Here is a 22,254-nt window from a genome sequence, read left to right as displayed (position 1 = left end):
ATATTCGATGTGTTAACTGTCCATTCCGCGGCCGGTAGTGCTGGTGGAAATAAAGTTGCGGCCGCGTAAACCGCCTAGTCAGAGCAGCTTTTTTCGGAGATAGCTCCGACCACAGCGGCAAATAACGCCGCCATTGAGATGTTTGGCCGGCTCTAGTCCGTTCTTGAAAACAAAAAGAAAGCCGCCGGTGCGGGACAATCCCTAACCGGCGGCTCACTGGCGGACTATAACTCGAAGGTGGCACCTTGGCGGTAATGGGAGTAGACAAACTCCCTGGGATTTCCCTCAGCGTCTTCTATTACCTGTTCAAGCATCAGAGCCGGGGATCCGGTACGCACCTCCAGCATGGCGGCGACGGTTGGAATACAGGCGGTCACGCTGACGGTGGTGTGCACCTTTCCGAGCCGGACTCCGTACACGCTCTGGAAGGCTTCAGCGAGGGTGGGGCAGCGTTGCCAGCCTTCGGGCTGCTCGTAGGCGGCGTCATAGTAGGCCGTACGTATTCCAACCGGGGTGGGTCCTGAGTAAAAGCAGTGCTCTACCACGCCAACCGTTTCCGCATCAGTTCGCAGCTTCTGGCGAATCAAGGGTGTAGACCGGGTCCGCCGGCAATCAGTTCTGGTGACGGCGAAAGGCATTGTCGAATTACCCGGGACGATGTCTCCCATCGTGAAGGGAACGAGCCTTCGAATGACGTGTGTTCCCTCCCGCCGCTGTCTGCTGATGACGCCTTCCTCAGCCAGGCGGTTGAGCGCTTCCCTAACCGTGGACCTGCCGACCCCCAGAAGAGTCATTAGCCGATCTTCGATGATCTTTTCCTGCACAGGCAGGTCGCCGGTTCCAATCATGGACCGCAGCTGGTCCAGGGTCCGGCGAACGGATTTTTGGCCTGCCGCCTCTTGCACGCGGTCTGGGGAGAGATAACTGCTCATTGGTGCCTCCGGGAAGGATCAGGGAGTCACTACGTTAGACAGTCATTGTTACCCGATCGTTTCATGACTCAGCGTTAAAGGAGCCGTCATATGCAGGGCGCAGACGGCGCAATCTCCGCGAAATGATCTCCATGCAGAATGGCCGCAACCAATAAGAAAGGACTGACTTTTGGATTCGATCGTCATTGCAGGCAATCCAAAGCCCAACTCACGTACCTTGGACGCAGCGACCAGAGTCGCCGCACTCCTCTCGGGTACCCAGCCGAAGGTGGTGGACGTGATCACTCTGGGCCCGGGACTGCTCGGCTGGGGCGATGAGGCCGTGAAAGCCGCCGTCGAAACGGTGGCGTCCGCAAAACTGGCAGTTTTCGCATCCCCCACCTTCAAGGGGACTTACACCGGCGTCCTCAAACTTTTCCTTGACCAGTTTGCGACCGGAGAGGGCCTGCGCGGCGTGACGGCTGTTCCGCTTATGCTAGGAGCATCCCCCGCCCATGCCATGGCAGCCGACCTGACGCTGAAGCCAGTGCTGGTTGAGCTTGGGGCCTGTTGCCCTGCTCCGGGCCTGTATCAGCTGGACAAGGCCTACGCCACAGACGGCACCGCTGAAGCCTTCGTTGAGCGCTGGGGCGCGGCGCTGCTCGCAACCGCGAGCAGCTAGCCCAGCCGCGCCAGCAGCGCGTCCAGCACCTGGATCTGGCCCTTGACCAGCTTGCTCCGGGCCGCCTCAACGGTAAACCAGCCAGCGCGGTCGACTTCGGGAAACTCGCGGAAACTGCCGGAGCGAGGCGGCCACTCGACCGCGAATGTACTGCTGCGGATTTCCCGGTCAGGGAAGTCCGCAGCAGCCGCATAAACCGTGACCGACTTCGCTGAGGACTGCCGGAAGGTTCCCAGCAGTTCGTACTCCGCTTCGGGTGCCGGCCAGCCCATCTCTTCGGCAAACTCACGGAGTGCCGCGGCCAGCGGCTCTTCCGGAGGACTTGACTCGCCCTTGGGCACGGACCACGCATGCTCGTCCTTGCGGGCCCAGAACGGGCCGCCCATGTGCGCAATCCAGACCTCGACGCCGCTACGGGCGGGTGGTGCTCCGGCGCGGCGGTAGAGCAGGATGCCGGCACTGGTGAGCATCTGCTTTGCTCCTTCTGCCCTGATTCGCTGTCCCCGCCATCCATAAGACCATTTCGATCCGCCACGCCGGGGTTTCCGCAGCGGAATCTGTTCTCCATTAAACCCGGGGCCTAGGCTGGGGCGGTGCCAACCAATCCGCCGGACCGTCCGTCCCTGCTCAGCCGCCGCAGCGCGCTGGCGGTCTTTGGAGCGGCAGCCGCAGCCGGGCTGGCCGCATGCAGCGGAACAGAGGCAGCACCGGCGCCAACACCACGCTCCACAAGTCCGCGGCCGGTCCCGTCAACATCAACCCCACCCGGTACACCGGCACCTTCTTCCGTCGAGACTCCCCCACCGCCGCCCGTGTACACCCCTGATTATCAGCTGCCGCCTGCAGTGGACGGCCTTGCGCCGGTGATTACCCGGATTCCCACCGCGCACCCCATCGTGTTCCTAACCATTGATGACGGAATGGTCCGTACACCGCAAGCCCTCGCACTGGTACAGGAATACAACTATCCGGCGTCGATCTTCCTCTCCCGCACGTTCATGGAAGCCGACCCTGGGTATTTCACCCAGTTCCCTCATTCCCGGATTCAGAACCACACCCTGAACCATGACACGCAGATGGTGTACCGGATGGGATACGACCAGCAGTACGCCGAGATCGCCGGCATGCAGGATTACGTCCTGCAGCATTACGGCCGCGCGCCTACACTGTTCCGCCCGCCCGGCGGCGCCTGGTCGCCCGCCATGCAGCAGGCCGTGGCGGCCGCCGGGCTGCAGGCGATCATCACGTGGGAAGCCAAGGCAAGTGCAGGGTCCATGCAGTACCAGGTGGGCAACGGCCTGCGCCCCGGGGATATTGTGCTGATGCACTTCCGCCCCGAGTTCGCGGACGACCTGAACGCTTTCCGTGCCGCGCAGCAGGCGGCGGGACTCGACGTCGTACTACTGGAGGACTTCCTGAACGTTTAGGCGAACGCCTGCCTAGCCTTCCAGCATGGCGACGGACCGGTTCCACAGGTCCAGCGCCAGCAGATGGTCGCCGGCCAGCTTGTTGGCACGGGCCGGCTTGGACCGGACGAAGTACTTGCCGGTGGGGTAATCCGCCCCGGGAGTTCCTTCGGCCAGGAACACCAGTGTCTGTGCACCCTTTTCCGGACTCTGCAGCACAAACCGGCCGAGGAAGGACGTGTAGACCGCCCGCATGGCGGAGCCTTCCGCGCTGGAGAAGCTTGACCCGATGACGCCCGGGTGGAAGGCGGTGGAGGTGGCGCCGGCGGCGCGGTAGCGCCGGTCAAACTCCTCGGTGAAGAGGATCTGCTCCAGCTTTGAATTCCCGTAGGCGCGCTGCGGGGAGTAGTCCTTCTCCTCTTCAAGGTCATCGATGTCCAGCTTGGCGAACAGCCGGTTCGCCGCACTGGAAGTGTTGATCACCGTTCCCCGGGACTCTATGAGCCGGTTGGTCAGCAGGCGGGTCAGCAGGAACGGAGCCAGATAGTTCACCTGGAACGTCATCTCATGGCCGTCCGCGGTGACCTGACGTGCCTTGCCGAAGATGGCTCCGGCATTGTTGGCCAGCACATCGATCCGCCGATAGCGCTGCAGCAGGTCCGAGGCAAGGCTGCGGACCTGGCTCAGGTCAGCGAAATCGGCAGTGAAATACTCACTTCCTATGTCCTCGGCAACGGCAGCTGTTTTCTCCAGGGAGCGGCCCACCGGCACTACGTGGTGTCCGTCTTTGGCGAGCCTGCGTGCGGCCGCGGCCCCCACGCCGTCGGACGCGCCGGTGATCACGATGGTCTTGGGAGCCACACGGGCCTGCTTTCATTGAAATGCCGGGACTGGCTCACCTTAGCTGTGGGAGCGCACCGGGCGGTAGCCGGGCGCGGGCTTTTCAGGACGACGGACGACGCCGCCAGTAGGCAGCCATGAGCGCACCGGAGACGTTGTGCCAGACGGAGAAGACCGCGGCGGGCAGGGCAGCTTCCGGGCTGAAGTACTCCCGGGCCAGACCGGCCGCGAGCCCGGAATTCTGCATCCCCACCTCAACAGCCATGGTGCGCCGCGAGGGGACGGGTAGCCTGAACAGCCGGGCCGCACCATAGCCCAGGTCCAGCCCCAGTCCGTTGTGCAGCACCACTGCCAGAAGGATCAGCCAGCCCGCGGTCAGGATGGCCGCTGCGCTGCCTGCCACCACAGCCACAACCACAAAAGTGATCGCCGCGACGGAGATCCAGGGCAGGACGGGAAGGACCCGGTCCACGGCGCGTGGAATGAGATAGCGGATCAGCAACCCCAGCAGCACCGGGATCAGCACAATCTGGACAATTGAGAGGGCCATTGAGCCGGCGTCTACTGCCATGTACCGGCCGGCGAGCCAGAGGGCCAGCAGCGGCGTGAGCAGCGGTGCCAGCAGGGTGGAGACTGAAGTCATGGCGACGGAGAGGGCAACGTTTCCGCGAGCCAGGTACGTCACGACGTTGGAGGCCGTGCCACCCGGCGCGCAGCCCACCAGGATGACGCCGGCGGCGAGTTCCGGCGGAAGCTGCAGCGCCCACGCGATTCCCAGCCCGAGCAGCGGCATGATGAGGAACTGCGCCACAACGCCCAGGAACACCGGCAGCGGCTGGCGCACCACCATGGCGAAGTCCGGCAGGGTCAGTGTCAGGCCCATGCCGAACATGATCACCATGAGCCCGGGGTTGATCAGCGGTGCCAGCGAGGTAAAGGGCTCCGGGAAGACCAGCGCCACTGCTCCCCCGGCGAGGATCAGCAGCGGAAAGACGGTGACGGCTATCCGTGCGCTGCGCTCTTCGGCGGCCTGGACGGGTTTCGGGACGGTGGTTTTATCGGTTCCGGCCATGGCCAACATGCTGGCATAGCCCGCAGTAGCAGTCCCGAAGACTCGCCGCGGGGCGGGTGCGGCTGATTCATGGCAGGATCTGCGTTATGTCTGAACGCCTGATGCTCCTTGATACGGCCTCACTGTACTTCCGTGCCTTCTACGGGCTCCCGGATTCACTGCGCCGCGCAGACGGGACACCGGTGAACGCCGTTCGAGGACTGGCTGACATGATCGCCCGGCTGGTCACGGAGTTCGAACCTACGCATCTCGTTGCCTGCTGGGACGAGAACTGGCGTCCGCAGTGGCGGGTGGACCTGCTGCCTTCCTACAAGGAACACCGGGTTGCCCGCGTGGTGAAGGACGGACCCGACGTTGAAGAGGTTCCGGACGCACTGGAAGCGCAGATTCCCATGATCCGGAAGGTCCTTGCCCTCGCCGGGATCGCCGTGGTTGGTGCCGAAGACCACGAGGCGGACGACGTAATTGGCAGCTACGCTGCCCGGGCGTCCATGCCGGTGGACGTGGTTACCGGAGACCGGGACCTTTTCCAGGTCATTGACGACGCCAAAGGGGTCCGGGTGCTGTACACCGCGGGCGGCATGAAGAACCTGAAAGTGATGGACGACGCCGCCGTCGTCGCCAAATACCGGGTTCTCCCGGAACAGTATGCCGACTACGCGACCCTGCGCGGCGACAGTTCAGACGGCTTGCCGGGCGTTTCCGGAATCGGAGAGAAGACTGCGTCATCCCTGCTGGCCGAGTTCGGAACGCTCGGCTCGTTGCTGCAGGCTGCAGAAAATAAGGACGGCGGCGTTTCCGCTGCTGTCCGGACCAAGCTGGCCGGTGCCCGGGAATACCTCGAGGCCGCGCCAACCGTTGTGCGGATTGTGCGCGGCCTCGAGCTGCCGTCCCTGGAGGATGCAGGTGCCCGGCTTCAGCCGCCCGGAAAGGACCAACGGGCCGAGCTGACGGAGCTGGCCGGGGAATGGAACCTGGGCAGCTCCGTTAGCCGGCTGCTGCAGGCACTGGACCGGGAGGGCTAAGCGGGTCTAGTACTTCGCGATAAAACGCCCGACGACTCCGCCGGCGCGCAGCTTGTCGATCGCCTCCGGGATTTCGGCCTGGGTGATGATGTTCATCGGCGGGTTCAGCTTGCCGGACTTCATCAGTTCGTAGAGGGCCTCCAGGTCCTCCTTGGTGCCGGACTTGGAGCCCTTGATGCTCAGCTGGTTGATGATGATCGGGTAAGTGTTGATGGTCGCGTCGAGGCGGCCCATCCCCACCTGGACGAGAGTGCCGAACTCAGCAAGGGTCTCGATGGCCTGCGACGTCGTGGTGCCGAAACCGGCGTAGTCCACGATCAGGTCCAGGCCCTTGTCCTTGAACTCAGTGATGGACTCCGCAACGCCGGCCAGGCCGATCTCATCGGCGAGCTCGCGGGTCTCGGCGTTGATCTCAGCTCCGTAGACTTCGGCGCCGGAAAGCACCGCTACACGGGCGCCGATGTAACCCAGGCCGCCGAGGCCGATGACGCCGACCTTCATGCCGGCTTTGGCTCCGCCGACAGCCATGATTGCGTGGTACGCCGTCAGGCCCGCGTCAGTGGCCATTGCGGCGAGGTCGAACGGGACCTCGTCGGGGAGCTTCACCAGGTTGTCATCAGTGGCAACCAGCTTCGGGGCGAAGCCGCCGTCCCATTTGCCGTAGCCCAGGGCATCGCCGTCGCTCATGACCGGGGCGAGGCCCACCCGGTCGCCGACCTTCCAGTGCTCCATCCCGGTACCGACTTCGGTGATCACACCGGCGTTCTCATGGCCCATGGTCCGCGGAAGCTCGAAGAACAGCGGCATCCATCCCGGGTCATCCAGAGCGGTGACATCCGAGTGGCAGACCCCTGCTGCTTTGACTTCCACAACTACCTGTCCGGGGCCGGCGTGGGGTTCGGGGACTTCGTTGAGTTCGAGTGGCTTGTTGGTGCCTGTGAACTGCCATGCCTTCATGGGGCATCTCCTTACTCAGTAGCTTGGCGGAGGCCCTGGTCGAGGTAGCCTCCACATTTTCACCCTACGCCCGCCGGCACACCCGAAAGCGCCGTCCGGGATGTGAAAACAAGCACGTCAGTGCCGGTTTCCGGGTGCCCGCCGGGATATCCTTCCGGAAAGGCAATCGCGCACGAACGGGGAGCAATGCAGAGACACCGGAGAACGGCGCTCACGGGTTCCCAGGCTCCAGTCCTTCCTTCCCAGCGCCGGGTGCTGGGCGTGCTCGTCGCGGGCCAGATCCTGGGCGGAATCGGGATGGGTGCCACACTTTCACTCGGAGCACTGCTGGCGGCCGCGCTGTCCGGCTCGCCCGCCTGGTCCGGAATGGCGGCGACGATGAGCACGCTGGGTGCCGCTGCTGCGGCGGTTCCCCTGGCCCGGCTGGCGCAGGCGCGCGGACGCCGTGTCTCACTGTCCGTGGGTGCCCTGATCTCCGCAGCCGGTGCAGTCACGGCTGTGTCCTCGGCTGTTCTCGGAGTTTTCCCGCTGCTGCTGGCGGGCCTCGCACTGCTCGGTTCCGGCAGCGCCGTGAGCCTGCAGGCACGGTTTGCCGCCGCTGACCTCGCCAGTCCCGGAACGCGGGGACGGGACCTGTCCATTGTCCTGTGGTCCACAACCATTGGTGCGGTGATGGGACCAAACCTTTTTGGCCCTGGTGAGGTCCTTGGGCAGTCCCTTGGGCTGCCACCCCTGACCGGTGCGTTCGTGTTTTCCCTGGCTGCACAGCTGGCTGCTGCCGCTGTTTACCTCACCGGACTGCGGCCGGACCCGCTCCTGGCGCTGAAAGCCCTTCGTGCGGCGGCCGACGAGGCCGAAGGAACTGCACCCGCTCCGCGGCGTTCCGGACTGGCGGTCCTGCGGAGCAACAGGGGCGCCCGGTATGCGGTCGCCGTGATTGCGCTGAGCCATGCGGTGATGGTGGCTTTGATGTCGATGACTCCGGTGCATCTGAGCAGCCACGGCGCAGCGATTAGCGTGGTGGGATTCACGATCAGCCTGCACATTGCCGGGATGTACGCACTCTCACCGGTCTTCGGCTGGCTCTCCGACCGCGCGGGACGGGTCAGGATCATTGTGCTGGGCCAGCTGCTGCTGCTTGGTGCGCTGGTCCTGGCCGGAACCGCATCGGAAACCACTGCCGGCGTAACCGCCAGCCTGATCCTGCTGGGGCTGGGCTGGTCTGCGTCGGTGGTCTCCGCGTCGGCTCTGCTCTCCGAGTCCGTGGCCGTAGCTGAGCGTCCGGCCATCCAGGGGATCTCAGATCTTGGCATGAATGCGGCCGGAGCCCTGGGCGGTGCATTGGCCGGACCGGTGCTGGCGGCCGCCGGCTACTCCGGCCTGGGCTACGCGGCTGTGGCGCTGGTAGCCGTGGTTCTTGCCTGGAGTGCTGCTGGTGCCCGAAGTGGGACTCGAACCCACACACCTTTCGATACTGCATTTTGAGTGCAGCGCGTCTGCCAATTCCGCCATTCGGGCAGGCCCTGTGACGTTGATCAAGCGGATTGATTCCCCGTGTTGGGCGCGAAACCACTCTACATGCAGATAGGCTGTTTTCGTGAACTACCGGCAGCCACCGGTAGTGCTGTCGTCTTTCCTAGGAGCATCTGTGTCTGAGTCATCCGAGTCCGTACCGTCCAATACTCCCGCGCGGCGCGTCCTCGTTGCGGAGGACGAGACGCTGATCCGTCTGGACATCGTCGAGATCCTTACCGGCGAGGGTTATGAAGTTGTCGGAGAAGCAGACAACGGCGAGAAAGCCGTGAAGATGGCCAACGAGCTGAAGCCCGATCTGGTGCTGATGGACGTGAAGATGCCGGTCATGGACGGCATCAGCGCCGCCGAGTCGATCGTGAAGGCCCGGATTGCGCCGGTAGTCCTGCTGACTGCCTTCAGCCAGAAGGAACTCGTTGAGCGTGCCCGCGAGGCCGGCGCGATGGCCTACGTGGTCAAGCCTTTCACCCCCGCAGACCTGATTCCCGCAATCGAGATCGCCCTGTCCCGGCATGAGGAGATCAAGGCACTGGAGAATGAGGTCACCGACCTCAAAGAGCAGTTCGCCACCCGCAAGCTGGTGGAACGAGCCAAGTCGCTGCTGACCACCAAGATGGGGCTCACCGAACCCGAGGCGTTCCGCTGGATCCAGAAGACGTCCATGGACCGCCGCCTGAGCATGCGCGAGGTCGCCGAGACCATCATCAACCAGGTCAACTAAGTCCTTCTGAGAGAACAACAGAAAGCCCCCGCCGTTTCCGGCGGGGGCTTTCTGTTGTCCGGGCGGGCCCTAGATGGCCTTGGCCTTGCCCTTGTTGGATTCCTTGACGGGCCAGGGGCCAACCTTTTCCTTCTCACGGGGCCGGCCGTCGCCGGCCTGGCCGGTGTCTGCGGCGTCGCCGACGCGGTGCACCTTGATCAGGTTGGTGGAGCCTGCCTGTCCGGGAGGCGAACCGGCGGCGATGACCACCATGGCGTTCTCCTGGACAATGCCCTTTTCAAGCAGGGTCTGGTCCACCTGCTCAGTCATCTTGTCCGTGTGCTCAACGAACGGCACCAGCATGGGCTGGATACCCCAGAACAGGGACATGTAGTTGAGGGTGGATTCCACCGGTGTGAACGCGAAGACCGGTTTCTTCGGGCGCAGCCGGGAGAGGCGGCGGGCCGAATCTCCGGACTGCGTGAAGGTGCAGATGCAGGCTGCGTCCAGCTGGTCTGCGATTTCGACGGCGGCACGGGTGATTGCACCGCCGCGGGTACGCGGCTTGCTGCCCAGCGGAGGAACGCGGTTCAGGCCGTGCTCTTCGGTGGATTCGATGATCCGGGCCATGGTCTTGACGGTGTCGATCGGGTATTTGCCCACGGAGGTTTCGCCGGAGAGCATAACCGCATCGGCGCCGTCGAGCACGGCGTTGGCGCAGTCCGACGCCTCAGCGCGGGTCGGGCGCGGGCTGTCGATCATGGACTCGAGAACCTGGGTAGCCACGATGACCGGCTTGGCCCAGCGGCGTGCCAGCTCGATTGCGTTCTTCTGCACCAGGGGAACGTCCTCGAGCGGGAGCTCGACGCCCAGGTCTCCGCGGGCAACCATGATGGCATCAAACGCGTCGATGATCTCTTCGATGGCGGCGACGGCCTGCGGCTTCTCGATCTTGGCGATGACCGGGACGCGGCGGCCTTCTTCGTCCATGATTTCGTGGACGCGGGCAACGTCCACGGCGTTGCGGACGAAGGAGAGGGCAACCATGTCCACGCCGCGGCGGATGGCCCAGCGGAGGTCCTCCTCGTCCTTCTCGCTCATGGCGGGAACGTTCACGGCAACGCCGGGCAGGTTGATGCCCTTGTTGTTGGAAACCGGGCCGGGCACCGTTACTTCGGTGACAACCTTGGTGTCGTCAACGGCCGTGGCACGCAGACCCACCTTGCCGTCGTCGATAAGCAGAGTGTCACCAACGTTCACGTCGCCGGGCAGGCCCTTGTACGTCGTGGAGCAGATGGAGGCGGTGCCGGGAACATCTTCAATCGTGATGGTGAATTCGTCACCGCGGTTGAGGTGGTGCGGTCCGTCCACGAAGCGTCCCAGCCGGATCTTGGGACCTTGGAGATCAGCGAAGATACCGACGGGCTTCCCGAGTTCCTCGGAAGCCCGGCGCACGTTCTCGTAGGTGTTGTTGTGGACCGAGTGGTCACCGTGGCTCATGTTCATGCGGGCTACATCTACCCCGGCACGAAGCACGGCTACGGTGTTCTCGTAACTGGCTATGGCAGGACCAAAAGTGGCAACGATCTTTGCGCGTCTCATATTTCCTAGCCTAGTCTCCTGTGGGTCTTTATGCAGTCCGGGACGGTCCCGGGCCGCCTGCAGCAGAGGCGCCGGACGAAGGTGTCCGGCGCCTCTGCGCTTTGGGTTTCCTACAACGGTGCTATGGCCCGGTCGCTGGGAGCTACGGGTGCCGGCAGGCGGGTGGAGCCTTCGAGCCACTTGTCGACTGCGGCGGCGCAGGCCCGGCCCTCCGCGATGGCCCAGACAATCAGCGACTGTCCCCGGCCCGCATCGCCGGCGGCGAACACGCCTGGCGTGGCGGTCATGTAGTAGCCGTCGCGCTTGACGTTGGAGCGCTCATCGAATTCGGTGTGCACCTGCTCGGCCAGTCCCGCGGGTTCAGGTCCGGTGAAGCCCAGGGACAGGAACACGAGGTCTGCAGGGATGATCCGTTCGGTTCCGGCCTTGGGGAGGCGCTTGCCGTCCACAAACTCGGTTTCGGCGACCTTGACTCCGGTGAGCCGGCCGTTCTCCCCTACAAATTCGACGGTAGAAGCCAGGTAGGTCCGTTCGCCGCCCTCTTCATGGGCGCTGGCTACCTCGAACAGGGTCGGGAACATCGGCCACGGCTGGTGGGCTGCGCGTTCGGCCGGCGGCTGCTTGCCGATCGCCAGCGTGGTTACCGATGCGGCCTGCTGGCGGTGCGCGGTGCCGATGCAGTCGGCACCGGTGTCGCCGCCGCCCAGGATCACCACGTGCTTGCCTTCGGCGTGAATCTGGTTCTTGACCTTTTCCCCGGCCACGGCACGGTTGGACTGCACCAGGTAGTCCATGGCGAAGTGCACGCCGGAGAGTTCGCGGCCGGGGATGGGCAGGTCCCGCGGAACGGTGGCGCCGGTGGCGATGATGACGGCGTCGTAGCGGCGGCGCAGCTGCTCCCAGGAGATGTCCTTGCCAACCTCGACGCCGGTGCGGAAGCGGGTGCCTTCGGCGCGCATTTGCTCCAGGCGCCGGTCCACCTGCATCTTTTCCATCTTGAAATCGGGAATGCCGTAGCGCAGCAGGCCGCCGATCTTGTCATCACGTTCGTAGACGGCCACGGTGTGGCCGGCGCGGGTGAGCTGCTGGGCTGCAGCGAGCCCGGCAGGGCCGGAGCCGACGACGGCGATGGTCTTGTCCGTGAGCCGTTCCGGAGCATGCGGGTGGACCCAGTTCTCATCGAACGCCTGGTCGATGATGGACACTTCAACCTGCTTGATGGTCACCGGCGGCTGGTTGATGCCCAGCACGCAGGAGGCCTCGCAGGGTGCCGGGCAGAGCCGCCCGGTGAACTCGGGGAAGTTGTTCGTGGCGTGCAGCCGTTCGATCGCTTCCTGTCCTTTGTCCCGCCAGGTGAGGTCATTCCACTCCGGGATCAGGTTTCCCAGCGGGCAGCCCTGGTGGCAGAACGGAATACCGCAGTCCATGCAGCGGCCGGCCTGTTCCTTGAGCACGCCCTTTTCCTGGCGCTCATAGACTTCCTTGAAGTCCATGATGCGCACGGAAACGGGCCGGCGGGGCTGGGTTTCGCGTTCCCGTACTTTCAAAAATCCGTGTGGGTCAGCCACCGGTTACCTCCAGAATCTTGGTCCATGCTTCGGCGCCGTCGGGGTCCAGCCCCGCTTCGGCCGCGGAGGCGCGGGCGTCGAGCACAGCTGCGTAATCGCGCGGCAGTACCTTGGTGATGCGGGAAACCGTGGTCTCAAAGTCCTCCAACAGGCTGGCCGCCAGGGGGGATCCGGTTTCTTCCGCGTGTTTGATCAGCAGGCCGCGGATGATGTCCGCGTCCTCGGCGTCGGGCTGCAGCAGCAGCAGTTCACCGTTGTCCAGTGCGTCCTTGTTTACGCGTGCCGGGACCAGGTCCACCACGAAGGCGGTGCCGCCGGACATGCCGGCGCCGAAGTTCCGGCCGGTGGAACCCAGGATCAGGGTCTGCCCGCCGGTCATGTACTCGCAGCCGTGGTCGCCGATGCCTTCAACAACTGCGGTGGCCCCGGAGTTGCGGACCATAAACCGCTCCCCCACCTGTCCGCGCAGGAACATTTCGCCGCTGGTGGCACCGTAGCCGATCACGTTGCCGGCAATGACGTTGCGCTCCGCCGGGAAGACGTTGCTGCGGTCCGGCCGGACAATGATCCGTCCGCCGGAGAGACCCTTGCCCACGTAGTCGTTGGAGTCGCCGTAGAGCCGCAGCGTGATGCCAGCGGGCAGGAACGCGCCCAGGGACTGGCCGGCCTGGCCGGTGAGGGTGATGTCGATGGTGTCCGTGGCCAGGACGTCGGTGCCGAACGTCTTGGTGACGGTGTGGCCCAGCATGGTGCCCACCGAGCGGTCCGTGTTGACCACGTCCAGCGCGATCCGCACCGGCTGGCGGCTGGAGAGCGCATCGGCACTCATTTCGATCAGCTTGTTGTCGAAGTGCTGATCCAGTTCGTGGTTCTGCGGTACCAGGCTGCGCAGCGGCGCACCCGGGTCCACTTCGTGGCCGCGCAGGATCGGCTCCAGGTCCAGCCCGTCGGCCTTCCAGTGGTCGACGGCGGCACGGGTGTCCAGCATTTCGCTGTGACCGATTGCCTCTTCCAGGCTGCGGAAGCCGAGTTCCGCGAGGAGCTCGCGCACTTCCTCGGCCAGGAACTCGAAGAAGTTCACCACGAATTCAGGCTTGCCGGTGAAGCGGGATCGCAGTTCGGGGTTCTGCGTCGCGACGCCCACCGGGCAGGTGTCCAGGTGGCAGACGCGCATCATGATGCAGCCGGAGACCACCAGCGGGGCGGTGGCGAAGCCGAACTCCTCGCCGCCGAGCAGCGCGGCAATAACGACGTCGCGGCCGGTCTTCAGCTGACCGTCCACCTGCACCACCACGCGGTCGCGCAGGCCGTTGAGCATCAGGGTCTGCTGGGTTTCGGCCAGGCCGAGTTCCCAGGGTGCCCCGGCGTGCTTCAGCGAGTTCAGCGGAGAGGCGCCGGTGCCGCCGTCGTGCCCGGAGACCAGTACGACGTCGGCCTTTGCCTTAGTGACGCCCGCTGCCACGGTGCCGATGCCCGCTTCGGAGACCAGCTTCACATGGACCCGGGCGGACGGATTGGCCCGCTTCAGGTCGTAGATCAGCTGGGCGAGGTCTTCGATGGAATAGATGTCATGGTGCGGCGGCGGGGAAATCAGGCCGACGCCGGGGGTGGAGTGCCGGGTGCTGGCAACCCACGGGTACACCTTCTGGGCCATCAGCTGGCCGCCCTCACCGGGCTTGGCGCCCTGCGCCATCTTGATCTGCAAGTCATCGGCGTTGGTCAGGTACAGGCTGGTGACGCCGAAGCGGCCGGAGGCAACCTGCTTGATCGCCGAGCGGCGCTCGGGATCCAGCAGGCGATCCACGTCCTCGCCGCCCTCACCGGTGTTGGACTTGGCGCCCAGCCGGTTCATGGCGATCGCGAGGGTCTCGTGTGCCTCCTTGGAGATGGACCCGTAGCTCATGGCACCGGTGGAGAACCGCTTGACGATCTCGGAGACCGGCTCCACTTCCTCCAGCGGAACCGGGGGCCGTTCTCCGGTCTTGAAGTCCAGCAGGCCACGGAGGGTCATCAGGTTCTTCGCCTGGTCATCCACACCCTGGGTGTAGGCCTTAAACACGTCGTAGCGGCGTTCGCGGGTGGAGTGCTGCAGCCGGAACACTGTCTCTGGGTTGAACAGGTGCGGCGGTCCTTCGCGGCGCCACTGGTACTCGCCGCCGTTTTCGAGGCTGCGGTGCGGTTCCTCGATTTCATCCGCCGGGTAGGCGTGCGTGTGGCGGGCTGCCGCTTCGGCAGCAATAACGTCCAGCCCGACGCCGCCAAGCTGGGTCTGGGTGCCGTGGAAGAATTCATCCACCAGTTCCTGGCCCAGGCCAATGGCCTCGAAGGTCTGCGCGCCGCAGTAGGACGCCACGGTGGAGATGCCCATCTTGGACATGATCTTCAGGACACCCTTGCCCAGGCCCTTGATCAGGTTGGTCACGGCCTGTTCGCGGGTGACACCGGTGATGTCGCCGTTGCGGACCAGTTCCTCGCAGCTTTCCATGGCCAGGTACGGGTTCACGGCGGAGGCGCCGTAGCCGATCAGCACTGCCACATGATGGACTTCGCGGACGTCGCCGGCTTCCACGATCAGGGAGATCTTGGTGCGGTTGGCGCTCTTGAGCAGGTGGTGGTGCACGGCGGAGAGCAGCAGCAGGGACGGGATGGGTGCCCACTGCGCGTTAGAGTCGCGGTCGGAGAGCACAATGTACTGCACGCCGCGGTTCACGGCGCCGGAGACCTTTTCACAGATCTCGCTGATGCGTGCCCGCAGTTCCGACTCGCCGCCGTCGGGCCGGTAGAGCCCGCGGACCTTCAGGGCGACCTTCTCGCCTTCCTCATTCTTGAGGTTGGCGATCTTGGCCAGCTCGTCATTGTTGATCACCGGGAACTTCAGAGCGATCTGGTGTGTCTTCACCTGGCCCAGCGCCAGCAGGTTGCCGTTCGGGCCAATCGAGCTCTGCAGCGAGGTGACCAACTCTTCGCGGATGGCATCCAGCGGCGGGTTGGTGACCTGGGCAAAGGACTGCACAAAGTAGTCAAAGAGCAGCCGGGGCCGCTTGGAGAGCACGGCAATGGGAGTGTCCGAGCCCATGGCACCGAGGGGTTCGGCACCGGTGCGGGCCATCGGGCCCAGCAGGATGCGCAGTTCTTCCTGGGTGTAGCCGAAGGTGCGCTGGCGCCGGTTGATGGAGGCCTTGGTGTGCAGCACGTGCTCACGCTCGGGCAGCTCCTCGAGGGACACCTGGTTTTCCCGGACCCATTCGGCCCAGGGGTTGGCGGCGGCGATCTCAGCCTTGATCTCCGAGTCCTCCACCAGCCGGCCTTCGGCGGTGTCCACGAGGAACATCTTGCCCGGAGAGACGCGGCCCTTGCGGACCACCTTCGCCGGATCGATGTCCACGACGCCCACCTCGGAGGCCAGGACAACCAGGCCGTCCTCGGTGATCCAGTAGCGTGCCGGGCGCAGGCCGTTGCGGTCCAGCACGGCACCCACCTGGTCGCCGTCGGTGAAGGATACTGCCGCCGGCCCGTCCCAGGGCTCCATGAGCATGGAGTGGTACTGGTAGAAGGCGCGGCGGGCGGGATCCATGGTCGCGTGGTTTTCCCAGGCTTCCGGGATCATCATCATCACGGCATGGGTAATGGGACGCCCGGAGAGCATCAGCAGTTCCGCTACCTCATCAAAGGAGGCCGAGTCGGAAGCACCGGGCGTGCAGATCGGGAAGAGTTCCTCGGGGGTCTCCCCCAGCAGCGGACTCTTGAGCTGGGACTGGCGGGCACGCATCCAGTTGCGGTTGCCCTTGACCGTGTTGATCTCGCCGTTGTGCGCAATGGTGCGGAACGGCTGGGCCAGCGGCCAGGACGGGAACGTGTTGGTGGAGAAGCGCGAGTGCACAATGCCGAGCTTGGTCTTGAACCGCGGATCGGAGAGGTCCGGGAAGAACGGCTCCAGCTGGGCCGTGGTGACCATGCCCTTGTAGACCATGGTCTTGGAGGACAGGGACGGGAAGTAGACACCGAACTTGTTCTGGGACCGCTTCCGGACGCGGAAGGCGCGTGCATCCAGATCGGTGCAGCCGTCCTCTTCCGGAGCAAGGAAGACCTGCACGAAGTACGGCATGCAGGCCCGGGACATGGCGCCCACCAGATCGGCCTCCACCGGCACTTCGCGCCAGCCCAGGACCTTGAGCCCCTCGGATTCGGCGATTGCCTCAACCCCGGCGCGTGCGGTTTCCTGCTCCCGCTCTTCGGTGGGCAGGAAGGCCGTGCCGACGGCGTAGCCGCCGGGAGCGGGAAGCTCGAAGCCGGTGACGGCACGGAAGAATTCGTCAGGAACCTGGGTGAGGATGCCGGCTCCGTCGCCGGTGCCTTCATCGGCGCCCACGGCGCCGCGGTGTTCGAGGTTGCGCAGGGCGGTCAGTGCCGCGTCCACGATGTCGTGTCCGGGTTCGCCGCGCAGCGTGGCGATGACAGCCAGGCCGCACGCGTCCTTCTCGTTCTCGGCACGGTAGAGGCCGGAGTCTTCCGGGTAGGCCGCGAACCGCTGGAACGGAGACACCACCTGGGCGGCCTGCGGGGACATTGCGTCAGTCATAGGGTAAGTCCTTCCCCCTGTTGAGCGTTGGGAGGGGACGACGTTGGCCCCACACCGGCGGCATGGACCGTCCGGTGTGTCAGATGATTTTACGGTTATGCCGGTGTGAAAGCCCTGCATGCTGGCATGGGGCCTGCTCACAATTCCCGGAAACCGTCCGGTGTCCTGCCGGGGTTGTCCCCGGCACGGTTACCGTTAGCCGCCACCGCGGTGTGGCATCCGGACCGCAGGCGGGTGGTAACCCGCGCTGGCCGGTCCTACGTGGCTGGGCCCGAGTCTTCGGGCCGCTGAGGCTTGGCTGCCTCGTTTTTTGTCTCTGCGACATTAGCACGCGTGTCACGCGTTTGTGATCCAGATTTCACATCCGGGGAATCTGTTTCGCTCTTGTTATCAAGCGGTGAATTGTTACTCCGGCCAGCGGTTTCAGCAGCCGGCGGGGTGTGTCCGGGCAGCATCAGGGACGGCTCGGGCTGCCTGCGTGCCCGCACGGTGAGGTAGATGAACATACCGATCGAGACCAGCAGAATCAGGATGGAGGTCCAGACATTCAGGCGCTGTGTCATGCCCAGGATGGTGATCATTTCCGCGTCGTCAATGCGCAGCATCTCGATCCAGACGCGGCCAGCCGTGTAGAAGGCCGCGTAGAGCCAGAACAGGCGGCCTCCGCGCAGGCGGAAGCGGCGGTCCAGGACCAGCAGCAGTGCGACGCCGGCGAGGTTCCACAGCGATTCGTACAGGAAGGTCGGGTGGAACAGTGTTCCCGGAGCCGCGCCGTCGGGGAAGTTCGTGTTGTTGGGATCGATCTCGAGGCCCCAGGGCAGATCCGTAGGCCCGCCGAAGAGCTCCTGGTTGAACCAGTTGCCCCAGCGGCCCACCGCCTGGGCCAGCAGCACACCGGGGGCGGCGACGTCGGCGAAGGTGGAGAGCTTGATCCCCGCCCGGCGGCAGCCGATCCAGGCACCCACGGCGCCCAGCGCAATGGCGCCCCAGATGCCCAGGCCGCCGAGCCAGATCTGCGGGATCAGGGCAAGGTTGCCGTTCGGACCGAAGTACGCGTCCGGCGAGGAGATGACGTGGTAGAGCCGGCCGCCGATGATGCCGAACGGTATGGCCCAGATGGCGATGTCCCAGACGGAGTCCGGCGGCAGTCCGCGCCGTTTCCAGCGGACGGAGGTCATCCAAAGCGCCAGGATGATGCCGGCGAGGATGCACAGCGCGTACGCGTGGATGGTCAGCGGCCCCAGGGAGAAGCTGCTGAACTCGGCGGGCGGGCTGGGGATTGCGGCCGGGACCGCCAGGGACATCGGCATAGTCAGTTCTTTCGGGTTCCGGTACTGAGTTCGCGGGTCAGCGCACCGACAGCTGCCGGCCCGCCGTCGCGGAGCGCCGCGACCAGCGCGGTGCCAACAATGACGCCGTCGGCATAGGCGCCGATTTCCCGCACGTGATCGGAGGTGGAGACGCCCAGGCCCACGCAGACGCGTTCGGCACCGGCAGCGCGGGCGGCGCTGACAACGCCTTCAGCGGCGTCGGACACCTGGTTCCGGGTACCGGTCACGCCCATGATGGACACCGCGTAGACAAAACCGCGGCTCGCCTCAACCGTGGCTTTCATGCGGTCTGGAGTCGAGGACGGAGCAACCAGGAAGACCCGGTCCAGCCCGTATTTGTCCGAGGCTTCCATCCATTCACCGGCTTCATCCGGAATGAGGTCAGGCGTGATCAGCCCGGCTCCCCCGGCTTCGGCCAGACGGCGGGAAAACTCGTCCACGCCCATGCGCATAACGGGGTTCCAGTAGGTCATTACCAGCACGGCCGCGTCGGTCTCGGCGGTGATCCCGGCGACGACGTCGAATACCTCGGAAACGCGGAAACCGCTCTCAAGTGCCTGGCTGGTGGCTGCCTGGATCACGGAGCCGTCCATGACGGGATCCGAGTAGGGAATGCCGATTTCGATCAGGTCGGCACCGCCGCGGGCCAGTTCAATGCCGGCGGCAATGGTTTCCTGTACGGACGGGAACCCGGCCGGAAGGTAGCCGACCAGGGCGGCGCGGCCGTCGGCCCGTGCCCGGTCGATTGCGGCGGCGGACTTGCTGGCGGTCGAGACGCTCACAGCTGTTCTCCTTCTTTGCCGATTTCGGCTTCAGCTGACTTCTCATCCAGCAGGTTGAACCATTCAGCGGCGGTGGCTACGTCCTTATCGCCGCGGCCCGAGAGGTTGACCAGAACGATCTTCTCGGATGCATCGCCTTCGGCGGCGAGCCGCTGGCCCACCTTGATGGCGCCGGCCAGGGCGTGGGAGGACTCGATGGCGGGAATGATGCCTTCGGTGCGGCAGAGCAGCTTGAAGGCTTCCATTGCCTCGGTATCGGTGATCGGTTCGTAGGAGACCCGGCCGATGTCTGCGAGGTAAGCGTGTTCGGGGCCTACACCGGGGTAGTCCAGCCCGGCGGAGATCGAGTGGGACTCGATGGTCTGTCCGTCTTCGTCCTGCATCAGGTAGGTGCGGGCACCGTGCAGCACGCCCGGGCGTCCCAGGGTGATGGTGGCAGCGTGGCGCGGAGTGTCTACGCCGTCGCCGCCGGCCTCGAAGCCGTAGATGGCCACCGACGGGTCGTCCAGGAAACCGTGGAAGATGCCGATCGCGTTGGAGCCACCGCCCACACAGGCGCAGACAGCGTCGGGCAGCTTGCCGGCCTGGTCCAGGATCTGTTCACGTGCCTCGTCACCGATGACTTCGTGGAAGTACCGGACCAGGGCCGGGAACGGGTGGGCTCCGGCTGCTGTGCCGAGCAGGTAGTGGGTGGTGGACACATTCGCCACCCAGTCCCTCAGGGCTTCGTTGATGGCGTCCTTGAGCGTCTGGGAACCGTTGGTCACGGGGATGACGGTGGCACCGAGCAGTTCCATGCGGGCAACGTTCAGGGCCTGCCGGCGGCAGTCCTCGGCACCCATGTAGACGACGCATTCCAGGCCCAGCAGGGCCGCCGCGGTGGCGCTGGCAACGCCGTGCTGCCCGGCACCGGTTTCGGCGATGATGCGGGTCTTGCCCATGCGCTTGGCAAGCAGCGCCTGGCCAAGGACGTTGTTGATCTTGTGGGAGCCGGTGTGGTTCAGGTCCTCGCGCTTGAGGAAGATCCGCACTCCCCCGGCGTGCTCGGCAAAGCGCTTGGCTTCGGTGAGCAGCGACGGACGGCCGGAGTAGTTCCGGTTCAGGTCTGCGATCTGGGCGGTGAACTCCGGGTCAGCCTTGGCCTTCTCGAACGTGTCCGTGAGCTCATCCAGAGCAGCAATGAGGGATTCGGGCATCCAGCGGCCGCCGTATTCCCCAAAGTAGGGGCCGGAGGCGTGGCGCAGGGACGGCCCGCCGGCCAGGAAGGATTCAGTCACCTGCCCGTTCACCGTCTGCTCTGGCGTACCTGCCGCGGTGGGAGGGGTGCTGTTTTCCGGGATCCCGGTCATGGAGCCTGTCCTGTCCTGCTCTGGTCCGCGGGCCGCTGAGGGCGGTTTACGGAAGGTGTGTCGAAAGTAAGTCCTCAGCGTCCGCTGGCCTGCAGCCGGCTGGCGATGGCCCCGGCTCCGATTTCCATGAACTCCGCAATGGTGGCTGCAGGGTCATTGTGCTTTACGAGCGCTTCGCCCACGAGCACCGCATTGGCGCCGTGAGCTGCGTAGTGCGCGACGTCGGCCGTGTCACGGACACCGGATTCCGCCACCACAACCGCGCCTGCGGGAATGGATTCGGAAAGCGCGGCGAAGACGGAACGGTCAACGTCGAGAGTCTTCAGGTTGCGGACGTTCACGCCGATGATCCGTGCTCCGGCTGCGCCGGCCCGCTGGATCTCTTCAGCGGTGTGCGCCTCAACCAGGGCGTTCATGCCCAGTTCATGGGTCAGGTCCAGGAATGAACGCAGTTCCTCATCATCCAGGGCAGCCACGATCAGCAGCACCAGGTCAGCTCCGTGTGCCCGTGCTTCCCAGATCTGGTAGGGATCCACGGTGAAATCCTTGCGCAGCACCGGAATGCTCACGGCGGCGCGGACGGCGTCGAGGTCCGCGAGTGAGCCGTTGAAGCGGCGTGCCTCAGTGAGGACACTGATGACGGATGCTCCGCCCTGCTCATAGCGGCGGGCGAGGTCGGCGGGATCCGCGATCTCGGCCAGCGCACCCTTGGAGGGGCTGGACCGCTTAACCTCTGAGATCACGCGAAGCGCGGCGCGGGGGCTGTCATTGCCGCCGAGTGCGGCAAAGGCATCAAGTGCAGGAGCGGCCTGGGCGGCGCGCTCCTGCACCTTTTCCAGCGGCTGCTCCTGCTGCCGCTGTGCCATGTCCTCGCGGACGCCGGCAATGATGTCGTCGAGAACGCTCACTTAGTGACCGTTGCTGGACAGCTTCGAACCGCCGACGCCGTATCCGGCCTTGCGCATGATGAAGCCTACGATCAGGCCGAGAACCATCACGCCGAGGCCGATGTTGAACCAGAGCCAGCTGGCAATGACGAAGCCAATGCTGGAAACCAGGGCACCAGCCATCATGATCAGTACGCAGGTCCAGGCGGCGGGGGTGTTGCCGTGGCCGATGGTCTCGTCATGGATGCTGGCGTGTGCCTCGGCGTCGTTCTCGGGCTTGGTGTCCTGCTGGTCAAGGGCGTTTGTGCTCATGGTAAATCTCCTCGTAAACGGGTCTGGCATCCATTCTGCCATTAGCTGGCAGAAACTCTCGTACTTGTTGCGCCGCGTGCTGCGCGGCCCAGGATCCGCTTAGCGGAAGTTGGTGGGGTCCTCGCCCTTGGTCAGGCGGTCCCAGCTGTCAATCTCATCGATCGGCGGCTGCGTGGACTTCTCCTTGACGGCAGCGCCGGTGGCCGGCTGGGCGGCGTAGCGGCGGGAGACTGCCCAGCTGCGGGAGGCAGCTGCCAGCCACACCGCCGCGGCGGCGATCAGTACGCCCAGGACGGCGGCGAGGTAGGGCACGGCGGTGAGGGTGATGTCCGCTCCGGCACTGCCGCTGACGCCGATTGCCTTGCCGACGGCACCGGCTGCACCCTGGGCCGGATCGGCAATGACTGACACGCTGGCCGCGGTGATTCCGATGCCGGCCACCAGCAGGACAACGGCGACGATCCAGCGTGCCACCTTCCCGGCGATGGACGCAGCCAGGGCTGCGGCAAGAGCGACGACGGCGAACGCTGTCACCGCGGTAGCAGCCTCGCTGCCGGCTACGGCGATGTCAGGGGTTTCCACGGCGGCCTGCGGAAGGACCACGTCAAGCCACGTCTGGGTGGTGGTGCCGAACGCCGCGGCGCCCAGCAGGACAGTTCCCAGAACCACCGTGGACTTGCGCCGCCAGCGCGGGGCGGCGGCCGGTTTGGTGCTCACT

At 65.2% G+C, this 22,254-nt stretch carries 20 protein-coding genes, 1 tRNA gene and 1 pseudogene; 6 read left to right on the top strand and 16 right to left on the bottom strand.

Annotated elements, in window-relative coordinates; translation table 11 throughout:
* Positions 1-224 precede the first annotated feature (224 nt).
* Positions 225-932 (bottom strand): GntR family transcriptional regulator, encoded by a 708-nt coding sequence (locus ACWGQ2_RS07090; protein ID WP_452015696.1) that lies wholly within the window; start codon positions 930-932, stop codon positions 225-227.
* Between the two features lie 169 nt (positions 933-1,101).
* Here ACWGQ2_RS07090 and ACWGQ2_RS07085 point away from each other — a divergent pair, with 169 nt between their 5' ends.
* Positions 1,102-1,593 (top strand): NADPH-dependent FMN reductase, encoded by a 492-nt coding sequence (locus ACWGQ2_RS07085; protein ID WP_452015694.1) that lies wholly within the window; start codon positions 1,102-1,104, stop codon positions 1,591-1,593.
* Here ACWGQ2_RS07085 and ACWGQ2_RS07080 read toward each other — a convergent pair.
* Positions 1,590-2,063 (bottom strand): NUDIX domain-containing protein, encoded by a 474-nt coding sequence (locus tag ACWGQ2_RS07080; RefSeq protein WP_452015692.1) that lies wholly within the window; start codon positions 2,061-2,063, stop codon positions 1,590-1,592. The two genes, ACWGQ2_RS07085 and ACWGQ2_RS07080, sit on opposite strands and share 4 nt — an antisense overlap.
* A gap of 215 nt (positions 2,064-2,278) precedes the next feature.
* Between ACWGQ2_RS07080 and ACWGQ2_RS07075 the strand changes: the two genes are divergently transcribed.
* Together ACWGQ2_RS07075 and ACWGQ2_RS07070 are read left to right on the top strand one after the other, a co-directional pair.
* Complete coding sequence (locus ACWGQ2_RS07075) at positions 2,279-2,419, top strand: hypothetical protein (RefSeq protein ID WP_452015690.1); 141 nt, start codon at positions 2,279-2,281, stop codon at positions 2,417-2,419.
* Positions 2,406-3,020: a polysaccharide deacetylase family protein gene (locus tag ACWGQ2_RS07070; protein WP_452015688.1), complete on the top strand. Its 615-nt coding sequence runs from the start codon at positions 2,406-2,408 to the stop codon at positions 3,018-3,020. The genes ACWGQ2_RS07075 and ACWGQ2_RS07070 overlap by 14 nt, the downstream gene beginning before the upstream one ends.
* 12 nt (positions 3,021-3,032) lie before the next feature.
* Here ACWGQ2_RS07070 and ACWGQ2_RS07065 read toward each other — a convergent pair whose 3' ends face one another.
* Together ACWGQ2_RS07065 and ACWGQ2_RS07060 are read right to left on the bottom strand one after the other, a co-directional pair.
* Positions 3,033-3,860 (bottom strand): SDR family NAD(P)-dependent oxidoreductase, encoded by an 828-nt coding sequence (locus ACWGQ2_RS07065; protein ID WP_452015686.1) that lies wholly within the window; start codon positions 3,858-3,860, stop codon positions 3,033-3,035.
* Positions 3,861-3,942: 82 nt separating this feature from the next.
* Complete coding sequence (locus tag ACWGQ2_RS07060) at positions 3,943-4,911, bottom strand: bile acid:sodium symporter family protein (RefSeq protein ID WP_452015684.1); 969 nt, start codon at positions 4,909-4,911, stop codon at positions 3,943-3,945.
* Positions 4,912-4,997: 86 nt separating this feature from the next.
* Between ACWGQ2_RS07060 and ACWGQ2_RS07055 the strand changes: the two genes are divergently transcribed.
* A complete protein-coding gene (locus ACWGQ2_RS07055; RefSeq protein ID WP_452015682.1) occupies positions 4,998-5,936 on the top strand; it encodes a 5'-3' exonuclease in 939 nt (312 codons plus the stop codon).
* 6 nt (positions 5,937-5,942) lie between these two features.
* Here the strand turns inward: ACWGQ2_RS07055 and ACWGQ2_RS07050 are convergent, their stop codons facing one another.
* Entirely contained in the window at positions 5,943-6,893 is a 951-nt protein-coding gene (locus ACWGQ2_RS07050) for a zinc-binding dehydrogenase (protein WP_452015680.1), read from the bottom strand.
* Between the two features lie 186 nt (positions 6,894-7,079).
* Between ACWGQ2_RS07050 and ACWGQ2_RS07045 the strand changes: the two are divergent.
* Positions 7,080-8,255 (top strand): annotated as a pseudogene (locus ACWGQ2_RS07045) (MFS transporter); the annotation flags it as partial.
* On the opposite strand, the gene ACWGQ2_RS07040 reads toward ACWGQ2_RS07045, so the two are convergent.
* Positions 8,193-8,354, bottom strand: a complete 162-nt coding sequence (locus tag ACWGQ2_RS07040) for a hypothetical protein (protein WP_452015678.1) — start codon at positions 8,352-8,354, stop codon at positions 8,193-8,195. The pseudogene ACWGQ2_RS07045 and the gene ACWGQ2_RS07040 sit on opposite strands and share 63 nt — an antisense overlap.
* Positions 8,327-8,411, bottom strand: a tRNA-Leu gene (locus tag ACWGQ2_RS07035). The genes ACWGQ2_RS07040 and ACWGQ2_RS07035 overlap by 28 nt, the downstream gene beginning before the upstream one ends.
* 130 nt (positions 8,412-8,541) lie before the next feature.
* Here ACWGQ2_RS07035 and ACWGQ2_RS07030 point away from each other — a divergent pair.
* Positions 8,542-9,147 (top strand): ANTAR domain-containing response regulator, encoded by a 606-nt coding sequence (locus ACWGQ2_RS07030; RefSeq protein WP_452015676.1) that lies wholly within the window; start codon positions 8,542-8,544, stop codon positions 9,145-9,147.
* Positions 9,148-9,216: 69 nt separating this feature from the next.
* On the opposite strand, the gene pyk is transcribed toward ACWGQ2_RS07030, so the two are convergent.
* From pyk to ACWGQ2_RS06985, 9 genes are all read right to left on the bottom strand, one after another.
* Positions 9,217-10,728 carry a pyruvate kinase gene (gene pyk, locus ACWGQ2_RS07025; RefSeq protein ID WP_452015674.1) on the bottom strand — a complete coding sequence of 504 codons (1,512 nt, stop codon included), beginning with the start codon at positions 10,726-10,728 and terminating at the stop codon, positions 9,217-9,219.
* 110 nt (positions 10,729-10,838) lie between these two features.
* A complete protein-coding gene (locus ACWGQ2_RS07020; RefSeq protein WP_452015672.1) occupies positions 10,839-12,296 on the bottom strand; it encodes a glutamate synthase subunit beta in 1,458 nt (485 codons plus the stop codon).
* Positions 12,289-16,875, bottom strand: coding sequence for a glutamate synthase large subunit (gltB, locus tag ACWGQ2_RS07015; protein ID WP_452015670.1), 4,587 nt, complete (start codon positions 16,873-16,875; stop codon positions 12,289-12,291). The genes ACWGQ2_RS07020 and gltB overlap by 8 nt, the downstream gene beginning before the upstream one ends.
* 257 nt (positions 16,876-17,132) lie before the next feature.
* Positions 17,133-18,185, bottom strand: coding sequence for a prolipoprotein diacylglyceryl transferase (gene lgt / locus ACWGQ2_RS07010; protein ID WP_452015668.1), 1,053 nt, complete (start codon positions 18,183-18,185; stop codon positions 17,133-17,135).
* Between the two features lie 2 nt (positions 18,186-18,187).
* Positions 18,188-18,988, bottom strand: coding sequence for a tryptophan synthase subunit alpha (gene trpA / locus ACWGQ2_RS07005; protein WP_452015666.1), 801 nt, complete (start codon positions 18,986-18,988; stop codon positions 18,188-18,190).
* Positions 18,985-20,337, bottom strand: a complete 1,353-nt coding sequence (gene trpB, locus ACWGQ2_RS07000; protein ID WP_452015664.1) for a tryptophan synthase subunit beta — start codon at positions 20,335-20,337, stop codon at positions 18,985-18,987. The genes trpA and trpB overlap by 4 nt, the downstream gene beginning before the upstream one ends.
* Before the next feature lie 74 nt (positions 20,338-20,411).
* Positions 20,412-21,245 (bottom strand): indole-3-glycerol phosphate synthase TrpC, encoded by an 834-nt coding sequence (trpC, locus tag ACWGQ2_RS06995; RefSeq protein WP_452015662.1) that lies wholly within the window; start codon positions 21,243-21,245, stop codon positions 20,412-20,414.
* Complete coding sequence (locus ACWGQ2_RS06990; RefSeq protein ID WP_452015660.1) at positions 21,246-21,536, bottom strand: HGxxPAAW family protein; 291 nt, start codon at positions 21,534-21,536, stop codon at positions 21,246-21,248.
* Positions 21,537-21,635: 99 nt separating this feature from the next.
* The gene (locus tag ACWGQ2_RS06985) at positions 21,636-22,253 is read right to left on the bottom strand and encodes a Trp biosynthesis-associated membrane protein (protein WP_452015658.1); all 618 of its coding nucleotides are present in this window, start codon (positions 22,251-22,253) and stop codon (positions 21,636-21,638) included.
* Position 22,254: the final 1 nt, after the last annotated feature.

The sequence above is a fragment of the Arthrobacter sp. NPDC055585 genome (assembly GCF_053619115.1).
This window is presented reverse-complemented; position numbering and strand designations above follow the sequence as displayed.